The sequence below is a fragment of the Kitasatospora cathayae genome (assembly GCF_027627435.1).
Classification (GTDB): Bacteria; Actinomycetota; Actinomycetes; order Streptomycetales; family Streptomycetaceae; genus Kitasatospora; species Kitasatospora cathayae.
The window spans coordinates 2686238-2700431 of record NZ_CP115450.1; the positions used below are offsets into that span (position 1 = coordinate 2686238).

At 75.5% G+C, this 14194-nt stretch carries 12 protein-coding genes and 1 riboswitch; of the genes, 7 read left to right on the forward strand and 5 right to left on the reverse strand.

Annotated elements, in window-relative coordinates; all coding sequences use genetic code 11:
- Positions 1-8: 8 nt before the first annotated feature.
- The 3 genes from O1G21_RS11845 to O1G21_RS11855 all read right to left on the reverse strand — a co-directional run bounded on the left by O1G21_RS11845 (position 9) and on the right by O1G21_RS11855 (position 4186).
- A complete protein-coding gene (locus O1G21_RS11845; protein WP_270143136.1) occupies positions 9-1334 on the reverse strand; it encodes a hypothetical protein in 1326 nt (441 codons plus the stop codon).
- A gap of 644 nt (positions 1335-1978) precedes the next feature.
- Positions 1979-3097 carry an alpha/beta hydrolase family protein gene (locus O1G21_RS11850; protein WP_270143138.1) on the reverse strand — a complete coding sequence of 373 codons (1119 nt, stop codon included), beginning with the start codon at positions 3095-3097 and terminating at the stop codon, positions 1979-1981.
- Positions 3098-3532: 435 nt separating this feature from the next.
- Positions 3533-4186 (reverse strand): helix-turn-helix domain-containing protein, encoded by a 654-nt coding sequence (locus O1G21_RS11855; protein ID WP_270143140.1) that lies wholly within the window; start codon positions 4184-4186, stop codon positions 3533-3535.
- Positions 4187-4436: 250 nt separating this feature from the next.
- Positions 4437-4564: riboswitch (cobalamin riboswitch) on the forward strand.
- Positions 4565-4619: 55 nt separating this feature from the next.
- Between O1G21_RS11855 and O1G21_RS11860 the strand changes: the two genes are divergently transcribed.
- The 7 genes from O1G21_RS11860 (at position 4620) to O1G21_RS11890 (ending at position 12687) form a co-directional block, all read left to right on the forward strand.
- Positions 4620-5729, forward strand: a complete 1110-nt coding sequence (locus O1G21_RS11860) for a cobalamin biosynthesis protein (protein ID WP_270143142.1) — start codon at positions 4620-4622, stop codon at positions 5727-5729.
- A gap of 227 nt (positions 5730-5956) precedes the next feature.
- Positions 5957-7495, forward strand: a complete 1539-nt coding sequence (locus O1G21_RS11865; RefSeq protein WP_270143144.1) for a cobyric acid synthase — start codon at positions 5957-5959, stop codon at positions 7493-7495.
- The gene (locus tag O1G21_RS11870) at positions 7492-9579 is read left to right on the forward strand and encodes a putative cobaltochelatase (protein WP_270143146.1); all 2088 of its coding nucleotides are present in this window, start codon (positions 7492-7494) and stop codon (positions 9577-9579) included. The genes O1G21_RS11865 and O1G21_RS11870 overlap by 4 nt, the downstream gene beginning before the upstream one ends.
- A gap of 5 nt (positions 9580-9584) precedes the next feature.
- A complete protein-coding gene (gene cobO / locus O1G21_RS11875) occupies positions 9585-10190 on the forward strand; it encodes a cob(I)yrinic acid a,c-diamide adenosyltransferase (protein ID WP_270143148.1) in 606 nt (201 codons plus the stop codon).
- A 4-nt stretch (positions 10191-10194) separates the two neighbouring features.
- Positions 10195-11598 carry a cobyrinate a,c-diamide synthase gene (locus tag O1G21_RS11880; RefSeq protein WP_270143150.1) on the forward strand — a complete coding sequence of 468 codons (1404 nt, stop codon included), beginning with the start codon at positions 10195-10197 and terminating at the stop codon, positions 11596-11598.
- A gap of 9 nt (positions 11599-11607) precedes the next feature.
- Positions 11608-12150 carry a chloramphenicol phosphotransferase CPT family protein gene (locus O1G21_RS11885; RefSeq protein ID WP_270143152.1) on the forward strand — a complete coding sequence of 181 codons (543 nt, stop codon included), beginning with the start codon at positions 11608-11610 and terminating at the stop codon, positions 12148-12150.
- A 66-nt stretch (positions 12151-12216) separates the two neighbouring features.
- A complete protein-coding gene (locus tag O1G21_RS11890) occupies positions 12217-12687 on the forward strand; it encodes an OsmC family protein (RefSeq protein ID WP_270143154.1) in 471 nt (156 codons plus the stop codon).
- 3 nt (positions 12688-12690) lie between these two features.
- Here O1G21_RS11890 and O1G21_RS11895 read toward each other — a convergent pair whose 3' ends face one another.
- On the reverse strand, positions 12691-13383 hold the full coding sequence (locus O1G21_RS11895) for a protein kinase domain-containing protein (protein WP_270143156.1): 693 nt from the start codon (positions 13381-13383) through the stop codon (positions 12691-12693).
- A gap of 81 nt (positions 13384-13464) precedes the next feature.
- Entirely contained in the window at positions 13465-14058 is a 594-nt protein-coding gene (locus tag O1G21_RS11900) for a TetR/AcrR family transcriptional regulator (RefSeq protein WP_270143158.1), read from the reverse strand.
- Positions 14059-14194 lie beyond the last annotated feature (136 nt).

A 14194-nucleotide genomic window follows, 5' to 3' on the forward strand; every position in this document is an offset into this window, starting at 1 on the left:
GTGTTCCCTCACGCGCCGCCGGTGTGGACGCTGAAGGCGGAGCGGCGGGCCGCCCGGGCCACGCCCGGGTCCGGGTGCACGCCGGAGACCGCCGTCAGCACCGAGGCCGCCCGGGGGTGCCCGGACTGCCGGGCACGGGCGAACAGCCGCACCGGGTCGCCCGCCGAGGCGCCCTCGACGTGGCCCACCAGCAGCTCAGTCTCACCGTGGTCCAGCACCGCGGCCGCGGTGTCCACCCACAGCCAGGCCGCGTCCTCGGCGCCCAGCACGTCCGCCGGGGAGACCCCCTCGTCGGCGCGCTCGGCCAGCCACAGCAGCGCGTACGGGCGCAGCACCGGCTCGTCCACCGACGCCCGCACCGCCTGCTCGGCGGGACCGCCGGCCACCCGCAGCGCCTCGAAGGCCAGGCCGCGCACCAGCGCGTCGTCGCCCTGGGCGGCGTCCAGCAGCTCGGCCACCGCGCGGTCCGCCGGGCGGGCCGCCACCCAGGCGCGGAACTCGGCCCGGGCCGGGCCCGGCGAGTAGTCCGCGCAGGCGTTCAGCAGCTCGAAGGCGCTCTGCTCGATGTGCCCGGCCGCGGTCTGGGCGACCGTGCAGATCTCCTCCAGCTTCGCCCGAACCGCCCAGTGGCCCAGCGGGGACAGCTCAGCGGCATCGTTCCTGCGCACCACGGCGCCGACGGCCGCCAGGCCGTCCAGCATCCAGTCCAGGACGGCGGCCACGTCCGAGGGCGCGGCCGGGGTGTCGATCTGCGGCGCCCGGCAGGTGCCGCGGACGGCGGACACCGCCGAGGCGGCGTGCGGCACCGGCGACAGGCCCGGGTTGCCGAGGCCGGCGCCGACCCGGCGCTCGTCCAGACCGCGGCGCAGCAGCTCCAGCAGTTCGCTCTCGGCCACCGGGCCGTCCACCAGGTGCAGGAAGGACAGCAGCTGCGGGGCCTGGTCCACGGCCTGACCGGCCAGGACGGCGAACACCCCGCGCAGCGCGGCGGGCGGCACCGGGGCGAGCAGCGTCCAGGCGTCGAACAGGCCGGACCAGCCGCGCACCACGGCCTCGTCGTCGTGCTCCCAGGCGTGCAGGCGCCAGCCGGGGCCGGCTCCGCCGTCCCGGGCCTCCACCAGGCCCACCAGCAGTGCCTGGCCCCACGCCTTGGCAGCGGCGCCGGCCGTCATGGCCAGCGCCCGGCCGGCCGCGCGGGCGTCCTCCGGGAGCAGCTCGCCGCGCTTGTCGACCTCCTCCAGCTCCCCGGCCCAGCGGGCGATCCGCACCGCGTCCACCAGCATCCGGCGGGCCAGCGGCGCCAGCTCGGCCGGTGCGGGGAAGCCCTCCGGCACGGGAACCCGGCCTCGGCCGGGCGCCGGCGCGGGCCCTCGTCGCCGGGGTACACCGGCCCCGCCCGGCCTGCCACCGGAGGGCCGGTGGGCCGTACCGGGGAGACGGGTCACCGTCGCACCGGTACCGATCGTCGGCGGGAGCGGGGCATCACGGTCGCGCGGGTTCCGAGACGTCACGTCGAGCAGTCTTCCCCTTGCACGGGCCTTCTGTCACATCCGGTTGTCCGTACGACCGCTCGACCCGGGACGGCACCTCCGCAAGATCGGGCAACAGTGGCAAACCGCCTGGCTGGAAACGTGTGGCGGGGTCATGCCAGGGGTGCGGCTGGGCGTCGCGCTGGCCGTTCGGGCGATCACGCTCCGTCATGCTCCGCGTGGGAATCGGGGGTTCCGGATCGGCGGGGGTGGGTGCGGGCGGAAGCGGAGGGCCGGGATCCGGCCAGGTGGCATGTGCCTGATGGGTGGTGGCGGTGCACCAGAAGTCGGCGGGGCCGACTTTCGGTGCGGTGGGCGGGCGAACGACTTGCCGTCGTTCGGGAGCAAATTGTGTCCCTAATGGCGCGTGGCGTTCGATGGGCGGCCGAGGACCTGTGAATTCGTGGATACGTGGATCCGTGGATCCGTGGATACGCGGATCCGTGGATTCAGAGCAGCGGGGTGAGCCAGCGCCGGAGGAGTTCGGTGTAGTGGTCGGGGGCCGAGTTCCACAGGGCCGCGTGCTCGGCGCCCGGGAAGCGCTGGAGGTTCACCACGTCCTGGCGGGCGGCGGCCAGGCGCTGCACGGTGCTGAACGGCGCGATCCGGTCGTCCGGGCTGTGCAGCACGAGGGTGGGGACGCGCAGGTCCGCGCCCTCGGCGAGGCGGGAGGAGTCCGCGAGGTCCACGCCGGTGCGGCCCTGCGCGGCCAGCGCGCCCAACTCGGCGGCGACACCGGTGAAACCGGCCCGGGCGGCGTCGCGGCGAGCCGCGTCCGGGAGGTCGAGGACCGGCGAGTCCAGGATGATCCCGCTGATCGCGTGCGCCCAGGCGGAACGAGCCGCGGTCTGCAGGACCGTGGTGGCGCCCACCGACCAGCCGTAGAGGATCACCCGGCCCGCGCCACTGTCGAGCGCCAGCCGCACCGCCGACTCGACGTCGCGCCACTCGGTCTCGCCGAAGTGGCTGTAGCCGTCCGGCGCGGCGGGGGCGCCCTCGTCGCCGCGGTAGGTGACGGCGAGGGCCGGCAGGCCGAGGCGGTGCAGCGTGGGCAGCACCGGGAGGGTCTGCTGACGGTCGGCCTCCGGACCGTGCACCAGGATCACCCAGGTGCCGCGCTTGCCCTCGAGCCGCCAGGCGGGAAGCCGACCGAGCTCGCCCTCCGCGGCGGTGGCGGTGAAGGCCAGGCCGAGCGCCGTGGTGGGGTCGCCGAGGTGCACGCGCGGGGTGAAGCGGACCTCGGCGCCGGGCGTCAGGGTGCCCCGGTCGGCCCGGACCAGGCGCCGGGTGACGCCCTGCTCGTCGCTGTGCAGGATCTCCTGGACCACCGCGTGACCGCCGTCCTCCCACTCGACGGCCCAACGGCCGGGCCGCAGGCTCTCGGGGCGGCGGCTGAAGGTGACCCGGCCGGCGGCGAGGCTGTGCACCACCACGGGCCCGGCCTCCGGGCCGGCCGGGCCCGGCCTCGGGTGGACCATCCGCTCGGAGGCCCGGCGGCCGATCACCAGGACGGCGGCCCCGGCCCCGACGGCGGCGGCCGCCACGACGGCTGCGGTTCCCCAGCGCATTTCGTTCCCCGCTCTGTTTCACGGACGGGACGGTGTTCGAGCACCAGTTCACCGGGGGGCTGCGGGGGTGGCCACTGGGCTGGGCCGTTCGGGTGGGTTGGGGTTTGGGTGGGTTGGGGTTTGGGGGTGGGGGGCTCTCGGGAGGGTGGGTGGCCGGGGCGGTTCCGGGGGTGGCCGCTCCGGGGGCTGGATGATTTTCCGACTGCCGACTCTGTGGGTGGGGTGTTGAGACCGTTGGCAGTCTGAAAATCACCCGCAACGCCCCTCTCCGGGCCACCCCCTCCACCGCCCCTCCCGCAGCGCGTCCCTCTCGCCTGGTCGGGTGGTGGGGGGAGGTGGGGGGAGGTGGGGCGTGGGGGCGCGGGGCGGCGCCCGCGCCCCCACGAGGGGGCGGGGGTGTTGTGGGCGCACGAGGCGAAGCCCGAGTGGGGTGGGTCAGACCGGAATGGCGGGGTTGTGGGTGCTGAGGAGGTGCCAGAAGCGGGGGGTGAGGGGCGGGGTGGGGGTGCGGGGCTGGGCGGTGGCGCCCCAGTGGGAGGGGACGTGGTGTTCCTGGTGGAGGACGGGGAGGACGGCGGCGAGGTCGGCTTCCGGGACGGGGACCAGGTGGGCGAGTGGCCGCAGATGGGGCTGCCAGCGGCTGCCCACGCACTGGCGTAGGAGGCGGTCGAGGGCCTCGCCGCGCCCGGTGGCCTCGATCAGTTCGGTCAGCCGCAGGCCGAGCACCTGGGCGAGGGCGTGGGTCTGGTCCGGGTCGCCGTCCCAGTGGCCGGTCAGTTCGGCCTGCCGGTAGGCGGGCAGCGGCACGCCTACCCGCTCGGCGACGAGGTCCGGGCTGAGTTCCCGGGCGAGGCGGTGGTCGCGCAGGCTCACCGGGCGGCCGCCCATCAGCTGGTCGGCCGGGCACCAGAGGGCGCGGGCCAGGGCGACGAACTCGGCCTCGCCGGGGCGCAGGTCGCCGTTCTCCCAGGCGAGGACGTGCCCGGCCAGCAGCCGTACGCCGTGCGCGGCCATGCCTTCGGCGACCTGTTTGGGGGTCAGGCCGAGGCCGGCCCGGTGGGCGCGGGCTGCCTCGGGTGAGAACGGCACGGGGGGAGGGGCGGCAGTGGCGGGGGACTTTCTGCGGCGCATGGCACCGAACCGTAGGTGCGGCCCTCGGTCCGTCCCAGCCGCCGAACGCACGAAGTGGAGCTGACGGGCCCTCCCCCGCGCTGGGCGATCGCACAGGCCGGTATCGGTGGCCGGTACCGGTCCGTCGTGTGACCAACCCCTCCGCGACCTCGGTTGACTCCCGGTTCGGCCGCGTGATGGGATCCTGGGGCCAAACGGAGGCATGGAGAGGAAGCCGGTGCGAGTCCGGCGCGGTCCCGCCACTGTCACCGGGGAGCACGCTCGGAAGTGCCACGGCGGGCCGTCAGGAGCCGCTGGAAGGCCCGGGGGTGCGTCCGACCCGGAAGCCAGGAGACTCTCGCCCCCGGTACGTCGATCCAGGGCGCGGACCCTGAGTGAGGACACCCACGCGATGCAGGCTGCCCCGCCCCGTCGGCCCGCCGCCGTGCGCCCGCTGACCCGCGCCGCCGCCTTCGCGCTGGGCGCCGTCGCGGGCTACGCCGCCGACGCCCGTTTCGCCGACCCCCGCCGCGGCCATCCGGTCGCCCTGTTCGGCAGCGCCGCGACCCGCCTGGAGCGGCGCGTGTGGCGCGACGACCGGACCGCCGGGGCCGGGTACACGGCGCTGTGCGTGGGCGCGGTCGCGGCCGGCGCGCTGGCGCTGGACCGTACGGTCGGGCGCCGTCCGCTGGGCCGGGCCGCGCTGGCGGCGGCCGCGACCTGGACGGTGCTCGGCGGCACCTCACTGACCAGGGAGGCGCGCACCATCGGGCGCTCGCTGGCCGCGGGCGATCTGACGGCCGCCCGGGAGCGGCTGCCGCACCTGTGCGGGCGGGATCCGAGCGCGCTGGACGGGCAGCAGATCGCCCGGGCGGTGGTCGAGTCGGTGGCCGAGAACACCGCCGACGCCGTGGTGAACGCGCTGACCTGGGGCACCCTGGCGGGCACGCCCGGGCTGCTGGCCTTCCGCGCCGTGAACACCCTGGACGCCATGGTGGGCCACCGCTCGCCGCGCTACGCCCGCTTCGGCTGGGCCTCGGCCCGGCTGGACGACGTCGCGGGCTGGCCGGGCGCCCGGCTCACCGCGCTGCTGACGGTGGCCGCCGCGCCCGAACCCCGGACCGCCTGGCGGGTCTGGCGCCGGGACGGCTCCGCCCACCCGAGCCCGAACGCGGGCCAGGCCGAGTCGGCCTTCGCGGGTGCGGTGGGAGTGCGGCTGGGCGGGACGCTCCGGTACCCGCACGAGCCGAAGGGCGCGCCGGAGCGCGGGGGCACCTCCCAGCCGCCAGGTTGGGGGAGACCGTCGGCTCCGGAGCAGGAGCGCCCGGAGGCGAGTGCGGAGCCACGTGAACGCGTGGAGCACCGGCCCGTGCTGGGCGCGGAGTTGCGGCCGGTGACGGTGGACGACATCGAGCGGGCCTGCACGCTGTCCCGGCGGGTGGGCGCGCTGGCGCTGGGTACGACGGTCGCGGGGCACGTCCTGCTGCGGATGCTGTTCGGCAAGAGGAGGGGTGGGGCATGAGCGAGCGCAGCGAGCTCGTCATCGGAAGGTGCGCATCGTGCGAAGCGCCTGCCGAGCGGAGCGAGGTGGACGCATGAGCGAGCGCAGCGAGCTCGTCATCGGAAGGTGCGCATTGTGCGAAGCGCCTGCCGAGCGGAGCGAGGTGGACGCATGAGCGAGCGCAGCGAGCTCGTCATCGGAAGGTGCGCATTGTGCGAAGCGCCTGCCGAGCGGAGCGAGGTGGACGCATGAGCAACGCGCTGCTGGTCGCCGGGACGACCTCGGACGCGGGCAAGAGCGTGGTGACGGCCGGGATCTGCCGTTGGCTGGCTCGCCAGGGCGTGCGGGTCGCGCCGTTCAAGGCGCAGAACATGTCGTTGAACTCCTTCGTCACCGCCGACGGTGCCGAGATCGGCCGCGCCCAGGCGATGCAGGCGCAGGCCGCCCGGGTGGAGCCGGAGGCGGCGATGAACCCGGTGTTGCTGAAGCCCGGCGCGGACGGCCGCAGCCAGGTGGTGCTGCTCGGCCGGCCGGTCGCCGAGGTGGGCGCGCTGGACTACCGCGAGCGCAAGCCCGTCCTGCTGGAGCGCGCCCTGGAGTGCCTGGCGGACCTGCGCCGGCGCTACGACGTGGTGGTGTGCGAGGGCGCCGGGTCGCCCGCCGAGATCAACCTGCGCGACCGGGACATCGCCAACATGGGCCTGGCCACGGCCGCCGCCCTGCCGGTGGTGGTGGTCGGGGACATCGACCGCGGCGGGGTCTTCGCGGCGATGTACGGAACGCTGGCGCTGCTGTCCGCGGAGGACCAGCGGCACGTCGCGGGCTGGTTCGTCAACAAGTTCCGCGGTGACGCCCGGCTGCTGGCGCCCGGGCTGGAGATGCTGCACGAGCTGACCGGCCGTCCGGTGCTGGGCACCCTGCCGATGCTGCCCGGCCTGTGGCTGGACGCCGAGGACTCGCTGGACCTGTCCACGGTGGTGGACCGGGTGGACGGGCCAGGGCCGCTCGGGGCGGACGTGCTGCGGGTGGCCGTGGTGCGCTTCCCCCGGCTGTCCAACTTCACCGACCTGGACGCGCTGGCGCAGGAGCCGGGCGTGCTGGTGCGCTGGGCCACCCGGCCGGAGGAGCTGGCCGACGCCGACCTGGTGGTGCTGCCCGGCACCCGGGCGACGGTGGCGGACCTCGCCTGGCTGCGCGAGCGCGGCCTGGAGCCGGCGCTGAAGGCGCGGGCGGCGGCCGGGCTGCCGATCCTCGGGGTCTGCGGCGGCTACCAGATGCTGGCGCGCTCGATCGAGGACGAGGTGGAGTCGAAGGCGGGGCTCGTCGGCGGGCTGGGCCTGCTGCCGACGGACGTCCGCTTCGGTGCCGAGAAGGTGCTGGCGCGGCCGGTGGGCGAGGCGTACGGGCAGCGGGTCGAGGGCTACGAGATCCACCACGGGGTGGTGTCGGTCGAGGGAGGGGAACCGTTCATCTCTGATGACGATGGGCAGGGGCTGGACGGCTGCCGGGTCGGCTCGGTCTGGGGCACGACCTGGCACGGCGCACTGGAGAACGACGGCTTCCGCCGCGAACTCCTGTGCGAGGTAGCCGAGTTGGCGGGCCGGGCGTTCGTGCCGGCGCCGGACACCTCCTTCGCCGCGGCGCGCGAGGCCCGGCTGGACCGGCTGGGCGACCTGATCGAGGAGCACGCGGACACCGACGCGCTGTGGAAGCTGATCGAGGGCGGGGTGCCGGCGGCCGGAACGCTGCCGTTCCTCCCGCCCGGGGCACCTGGGAGTGACGCATGAGTGACGTCCGCTATCCGTTCACCGCGATCGTCGGCATGGCCGACCTGCGGCTCGGGCTGCTGCTGAACGCGGTCTCCCCGGCCGTGGGCGGTGTGCTGGTGCGCGGCGAGAAGGGCACCGCGAAGTCGACCATGGTGCGCGCGCTTGCCGGGCTGCTGCCCTCCATCGCCGCCGTGGACGGCTGCCGCTTCGCCTGCGACCCGGCCGCGCCGGACCCGCAGTGCCCGGACGGGCCGCACGCCGCCGTCGCGAGTCACGAACGGCCGTCCCAGCTGGTCGAGTTGCCGGTCGGCGTGGCCGAGGACCGGATCGTCGGCTCGCTCGACCTGGAGCGCGCGCTGGCCGAGGGCGTCAAGGCGTACGAGCCCGGACTGCTGGCCAAGGCGCACCGCGGCGTGCTGTACATCGACGAGGTGAACCTGCTCCAGGACCACGTGGTGGACCTGCTGCTGGACGCCGCCGCGATGGGGCGCTCGTACGTCGAGCGCGAGGGCGTGTCGGTGCGGCACGCGGCGCGGTTCCTGCTGGTCGGCACGATGAACCCGGAGGAGGGCGAGCTGCGGCCGCAGCTGCTCGACCGCTTCGGCCTGACCGTCGAGATCGCCGCCACCCGGGACCCGGCCGAGCGGGCCGAGGTGGTCCGGCGCCGGCTAGCCTACGACGCCGACCCGGCCGGCTTCGCGGCGCGGTTCGCGGCACAGGAGCGGGAGCTCGCCGAACACATCACCGCCGCCCGGGAGTTGCTGCCCAAGGTCGAGCTGACGGATGTGGCACTGCGTCAGATCACGGCCGTGTGCGCGGCCTTCGAGGTGGACGGGCTGCGCGCGGACATCGTGATGGCCCGGACCGCGGTCGCGCTGGCCGCCTGGGCGGGACGGGTGGAGGTGTTGGAGGAGGACGTCCGCAAGGCCGCCCAGCTGGCCCTGCCGCACCGGCGCCGGCGCAACCCGTTCGACGCTCCGGGGCTGGACGAGGAGCAGCTGGACCGGACGCTGGAGGAGCACTCCCAGCCGGAGGACCCGGAGCCCGAGGGCGACGGGCCGGGTCCGGACGGGAGCGACCCCGACGGCGGCGGTCCGGAGGGCGGCGGCCCCGACGGCGGTGGCGCTCCGGAGCCGTCCGACGGCGGCATCCCGGAGGCATCCGCCCCCGAGAGCGGCGCCTCGGACGCCGAGGCACCCACGCCGCAGCCCGTCCCGGCCCAACACCCCTCCCCCGCCCGGGAGTCGGCGCCGGTCGCGGCCGGGGACCCGTACCGCACCCGACTGTTCACCGTGCAGGGCACCGGCCACGGCGCCCAGGGCCGCCGCTCCCCCGCCGAGACCACCGGCGGGCACACCATCCGGGCCCGGCGGCCGCAGGGCACCCTGAGCCGGCTGCACCTGACCGCGACCCTGCAGGCCGCCGCGCCGCACCAGGTGGCGCGCGGGCGGGCCGGCCGGGCGCTGGTGCTGCACAAGGACGACTTCCGCGAACAGGTGCGCCAGGGACGGGAGTCCAACCTGGTGCTGTTCGTGGTGGACGCCTCCGGATCGATGGCCGCCCGGCAGCGGATGACCGCGGTCAAGGGCGCGGTGCTGTCGCTGCTGATGGACGCCTACCAGCGCCGGGACAAGATCGGCATGATCACCTTCCGGGGTGCGGACGCCGAACTGGCGCTGCCGCCCACCTCCTCGGTGGAGGTCGGTGCGGCCCGCCTCGAGTCGCTGCCCACCGGCGGGCGGACCCCGCTGGCCGCCGGCCTGCTGCGCGCCCACGAGGTGCTGCGGGTGGAGCGGCTGCGCGACCCGAACCGGCGCCCGCTGCTGGTCGTGGTCACCGACGGCCGGGCCACCGGCGGGCGGGACGCGCTCGCCCGCTCGCACCGCGCGGCCGCGCTGTTCGCCGCCCAGGGCACCGCGAGCGTGGTGCTGGACTGCGAGTCCGGACCGGTCCGGCTGGGCCTGGCCCGTACCCTGGCCGGGCTGCTCGGCGGCAGCGCCGTCAGCCTGGACGAGCTGCGCGCCGAGGGCGTGGCCTCGCTCGTCCGCGAGAACCGTGCGACCACTCGTGCGACCACCACTTCGATGCGAAAGGCGGCCTGACCGACATGCCCAAGGGCGTCCCCGAGAGCGTTCCCGACGACGGACTGACGACCCGCCAGCGGCGCACCCAGCCGATCACCGCCGTGCACACCGGCCCCGGGAAGGGCAAGTCCACGGCCGCCTTCGGCATGGCGCTGCGGGCCTGGAACCAGGGCTGGTCGGTCGGGGTGTTCCAGTTCGTGAAGTCCGCCAAGTGGAAGGTCGGCGAGGAGAACGCGCTGCGCGTGCTCGGCGCCTCCGGCGAGGGCGGCACCGTCGACTGGCACAAGATGGGCTCCGGCTGGTCCTGGATCCAGCGCTCCGCCGAGCAGGAGATGTCCAGCGAGGAGGCGGCCAAGGAGGGCTGGGAGCAGGTCAAGCGGGACCTCGCGGCCGAGACCTACCGCTTCTACGTGCTGGACGAGTTCACCTACCCGATGCACTGGGGGTGGATCGACCCGGACGAGGTGGTGTCCGTGCTCAAGGACCGCCCGGGCAGCCAGCACGTCGTCATCACCGGCCGGTACGCGCCCGAGGCGCTGACCGGATTCGCCGACCTGGTCACCGAGATGACCAAGGTCAAGCACCCCATGGACGCCGGCCGCAAGGGCCAGCGCGGCATCGAGTGGTGACCCCTTGAGCACCAGCCCGTTGCGGGGCGTCCCCCGCCTGGTCGTCGCCGCCCCCTCCTCCGGCGCCGGCAAGACCACCGTCGCCACCGGCCTGATCGCGGCGCTCGCCGCGCGTGGACTGGCGGTGTCGCCGCACAAGGTCGGCCCGGACTACATCGACCCGGGCTACCACGCGCTCGCCGCCGGGCGTCCGGGCCGCAACCTGGACGCCTTCATGTGCGGGCCGGAGCGGATCGCCCCGCTGTTCCTGCACGGCGCGGCGGGGGCGGACGTGGCGGTGGTCGAGGGCGTCATGGGCCTGTTCGACGGGGCGTCCGGGCGCGGGGAGTTGGCGTCCACCGCGCACGTCGCCAAGCTGCTGCGGGCGCCCGTGGTGCTGGTGGTGGACGGCTCCTCGCAGTCCCGCTCGGTGGCCGCGCTGGTGCACGGCTTCGCGTCCTGGGACCCGCAGGTGCGGCTCGCCGGGGTGATCCTCAACCGGGTCGCCTCCGACCGGCACGAGCAGCTCCTGCGGGAGGCCCTGGAGGAGGGCTCCGGGGTGCCCGTGCTGGGCGCGCTGCGCCGCTCGGCGGCGGTCGCCACGCCGTCCCGGCACCTCGGGCTGATCCCGGCGGTGGAACGCTCGGCGGAGGCGGTCAAGGCGGTCGCGGACATGGGCGCCCTGGTCGCCTCCTCGGTGGACCTGGACGCGTTGCTGGAACTCGCGCACACGGCACCGGAGTTGGACGCCGAACCGTGGGACCCGTCGACCGAGGTCGCGCCCGTCCCCGGGCGGCCGCGGATCGCGGTGGCAGGCGGCGCCGCGTTCTCGTTCTCGTACGCCGAGAACGCCGAACTGCTGGGCGCTGCGGGCGCGGAGGTCGTCCCCTTCGACCCGCTGCACGCCTCGGCGCTGCCGGAGGGCACCGCCGGACTGGTCATCGGCGGCGGCTTCCCGGAGCTGTACGTACGGGAGTTGAGCGGGAACGCCGCGCTGCGCTCGGCGATCTCCGGATTCGCCGCCGCGGGCGGGCCGATCGCCGCCGAGTGCGCCGGACTGCTGTACCTGGGGCGGGAGTTGGACGGCCTGCCGATGTGCGGGGTGCTGGACGCCACCGCCCGGATGACCGAACGGCTCACCCTCGGCTACCGGGAGGCCGCCGCCCTGCACGACTCCCCGCTCGCCCCGGCCGGCACCCGGGTGCGCGGGCACGAGTTCCACCGCACGGTCTGCGAGCCGGGCGCGGGCGAACACCCCGCCTGGGGCTGGCACTTGCCGACCGGGCCGCGCACGGAGGGCTTCGCCGGCGGCACCGTGCACGCCTCGTACCTGCACCTGCACTGGGCCGGGGCGCCCGCGCTGGCCTCCTCGTTCGCGGCCGCCGCGGCGGCGTTCGATTCCGCGACGGGGTCGGGCACGCGACCGTAGGGTGGGCGCATGCACGTGATCGTCCTCAACGGCGGCTCCAGTTCCGGCAAGTCGAGCATCGCCCGGCGCCTGCAGGAGCTGTTGCCGGAGCCGTGGCTGCACCTCGGCGCGGACACCATGGTGGAGGCGCTGCCGCCGTGGCTGCTCGGCGGTGACGGCGGCATCGGCGGCCTGGAGGGCGGGGACGGCACGGTGGCCGTCGGACCGGTCTTCGCCCGGCTGGACGCCGCCTGGAGCATCGGCGTGGCGGCGATGGCCCGGGCCGGGGCGCCGGTCGTGGTGGACGAGGTGTTCCTCGGCGGGGCCGCCTCGCAGCAGCGGTGGCGCACGGCGCTGGCGGGCCTGGACGTGCTCTGGGTCGGCGTGCACTGCGACCCGTCCGTGGCCGCGGCCCGGGAGGCCGCGCGCGGCGACCGGGTCACCGGGATGGCCGCCGCCCAGGCCTCGGCGGTGCACGAGGGGGTCGGGTACGACCTGGTCGTGGACACCTCGCGGGCCTCGGTGGACGACTGCGCCGGCGCGATCCTCACGCGGATGACCACGCCGCGTTGAGCTCCGCGGGTGGCCTCCTGCGGTTGACTGTCCGCAGCGAACCGCCCTTCCCACGGAGGCACCCCCATGGCCAGGCAGCACGAGTACACCGCCGAGATCAGCTGGACCGGCAACCGGGGCACCGGCACCAACGACCACCGTTCCTACTCCCGCGACGTCGAGGTGTCCGCCGCGGGCCTGCCGACCATCCCCGGCTCCGCCGACCCCGTCTTCCGGGGCGACCCGGCCCGCTGGAACCCGGAGCAGCTGCTGCTCGTCTCGCTCGCCCAGTGCCACCTGCTCTCGTACCTGCACCTGTGCGCGGCGAACGGGGTCGTGGTGACCTCGTACGCCGACCGGCCGGTGGGCACCATGGCCGTGTCCCCGGAGGGCGGGCACTTCACCTCGGTGGTGCTGCACCCCGCGGTCGAGGTCGCCGAGGCGGGAATGGCGGAGCAGGCGCTCGACCTGCACGCTCAGGCGCACCGGGCCTGCTTCATCGCCAACTCGGTCAACTTCCCGGTGCGGCACGAGCCCGAGGTGGCGGTCGGCGGCTGATGGCTACAGGGCCAGGGTCTGCCAGCCGCGGGTGATCTGGTCGTGGACGGCCGCCGGGTCCTGCCCCGTCGACCGGGCCGCCGCCAGCGCCGCCAGCAGGGCCGTACCGTCCGCCGGGCGCTGCGCCGGGTCGATGGCCAGCGCACGTGCGACGACGGCGGCGAGCGCCGGGTCGAGGGCCTGGACCGCTGCCAGCGCCGCGGGTTCGGGCCCGGTCTCCACGATCCGGCGGATCACCCCGCCCGTGTTGGTCGCCGTGAACGGGCTGGCGCCGTGCGCCGCGCACACCACGCAGCACGCCCAGGCCCACACGTCGGCCGCCGGACCGACCCGCTCCTCGCCGAACTGCTCCAGCGCCATGTACGTCAGGGTGCCCGGGCCGCCGCCGGTGGCGGTCAGCCGGGTGCCGTCCACGATCGCCGCGATGCCGAAGTCCAGCGGCCGCGGGCCCGCCGTGGTCAGCATGATGTTGGCCGGCTTGAGGTCCCGGTGGACGAGCCCCAGCCGGTGCACCCCGGACAGCGCCACGGCCAGGGCCAGCGCCAGGGCGCGCAGCGCCTCGGCGGCGCGGATCGGGCCCTGCTCGCGCAGGTGGACGTCCAGCGGGCGGCCGTCCAGCAACTCCATGGCCAGGTACGGGCGTCCGGCGTCCACGCCGGTGTCGAGCACCCGGGCGGTGTAGGCGCCGGGGACCACGGCCAGCACCTCGGACTGCGCTGGAAGCGGCGCAACGGGTCGGCGTCGTCGAGGAGTTCGAGGTCTATAGGTGGACGCGCCCTACGCCTCCCCGTCGAGCAGTGCGGCGAGGTAGCGGTCGATCTCGGCGCGCAGTTCCTCCGGCATCGGCACGTGCCAGTGCCCGCTGCCGGCCGTCGCGTTGAACAGCACGCCGTCGCACCAGCGGATCAGCCGACGGGCGTCCGCCTCCGGGTCGGTGGAGCCGGCGGCGGCGAGCAGCTCGGCGCCGAGCTCGGCGAAGCGGGCGCCCAGGCGGTCGTAGACGGCGCGCAGTTCGGGCCTGCGAGTGGCCTCCAGGGCGAGCTCCAGGCGGGCCAGGGTGAGCCTGCGGCCGCTGGTGAGCGCCTGGAAGAGCACCTCGGCGCCGACCTCGACCAGCAAGTCGCGCGGCGGGAGGGTGGCCCCCGGCAGCTCGCCCTCGGCGAAGACCGGGTAGTCGGCGGTCTCCCGCTCGACGATCCGGGTGAGCACGAGTTCGAGCAGGGCGGCCCTGGTCCGGGCCAGGTTGGAGGTCGAGCCGGCGGGCAGGCCGGCGGCGTCGTCCACGGCGCGGTGGGTGAGCCCGCGCAGGCCGGCGTCGGCGATCAGGTCGATGGCGGCGTCGGCGATCAGGGTCGGTCGCGGGGGTGTCATGGGTCCGATCATGGCCCTTCCGGTGGGGCTCCCCCAACTCACTACAGCCGTAGTTTACGGGACACTACACATGTAGTACGGTGCTGGAGCAAGCCTGCAACTACACCTGTAGTGACCAGATCGTGATCGTGTGAGA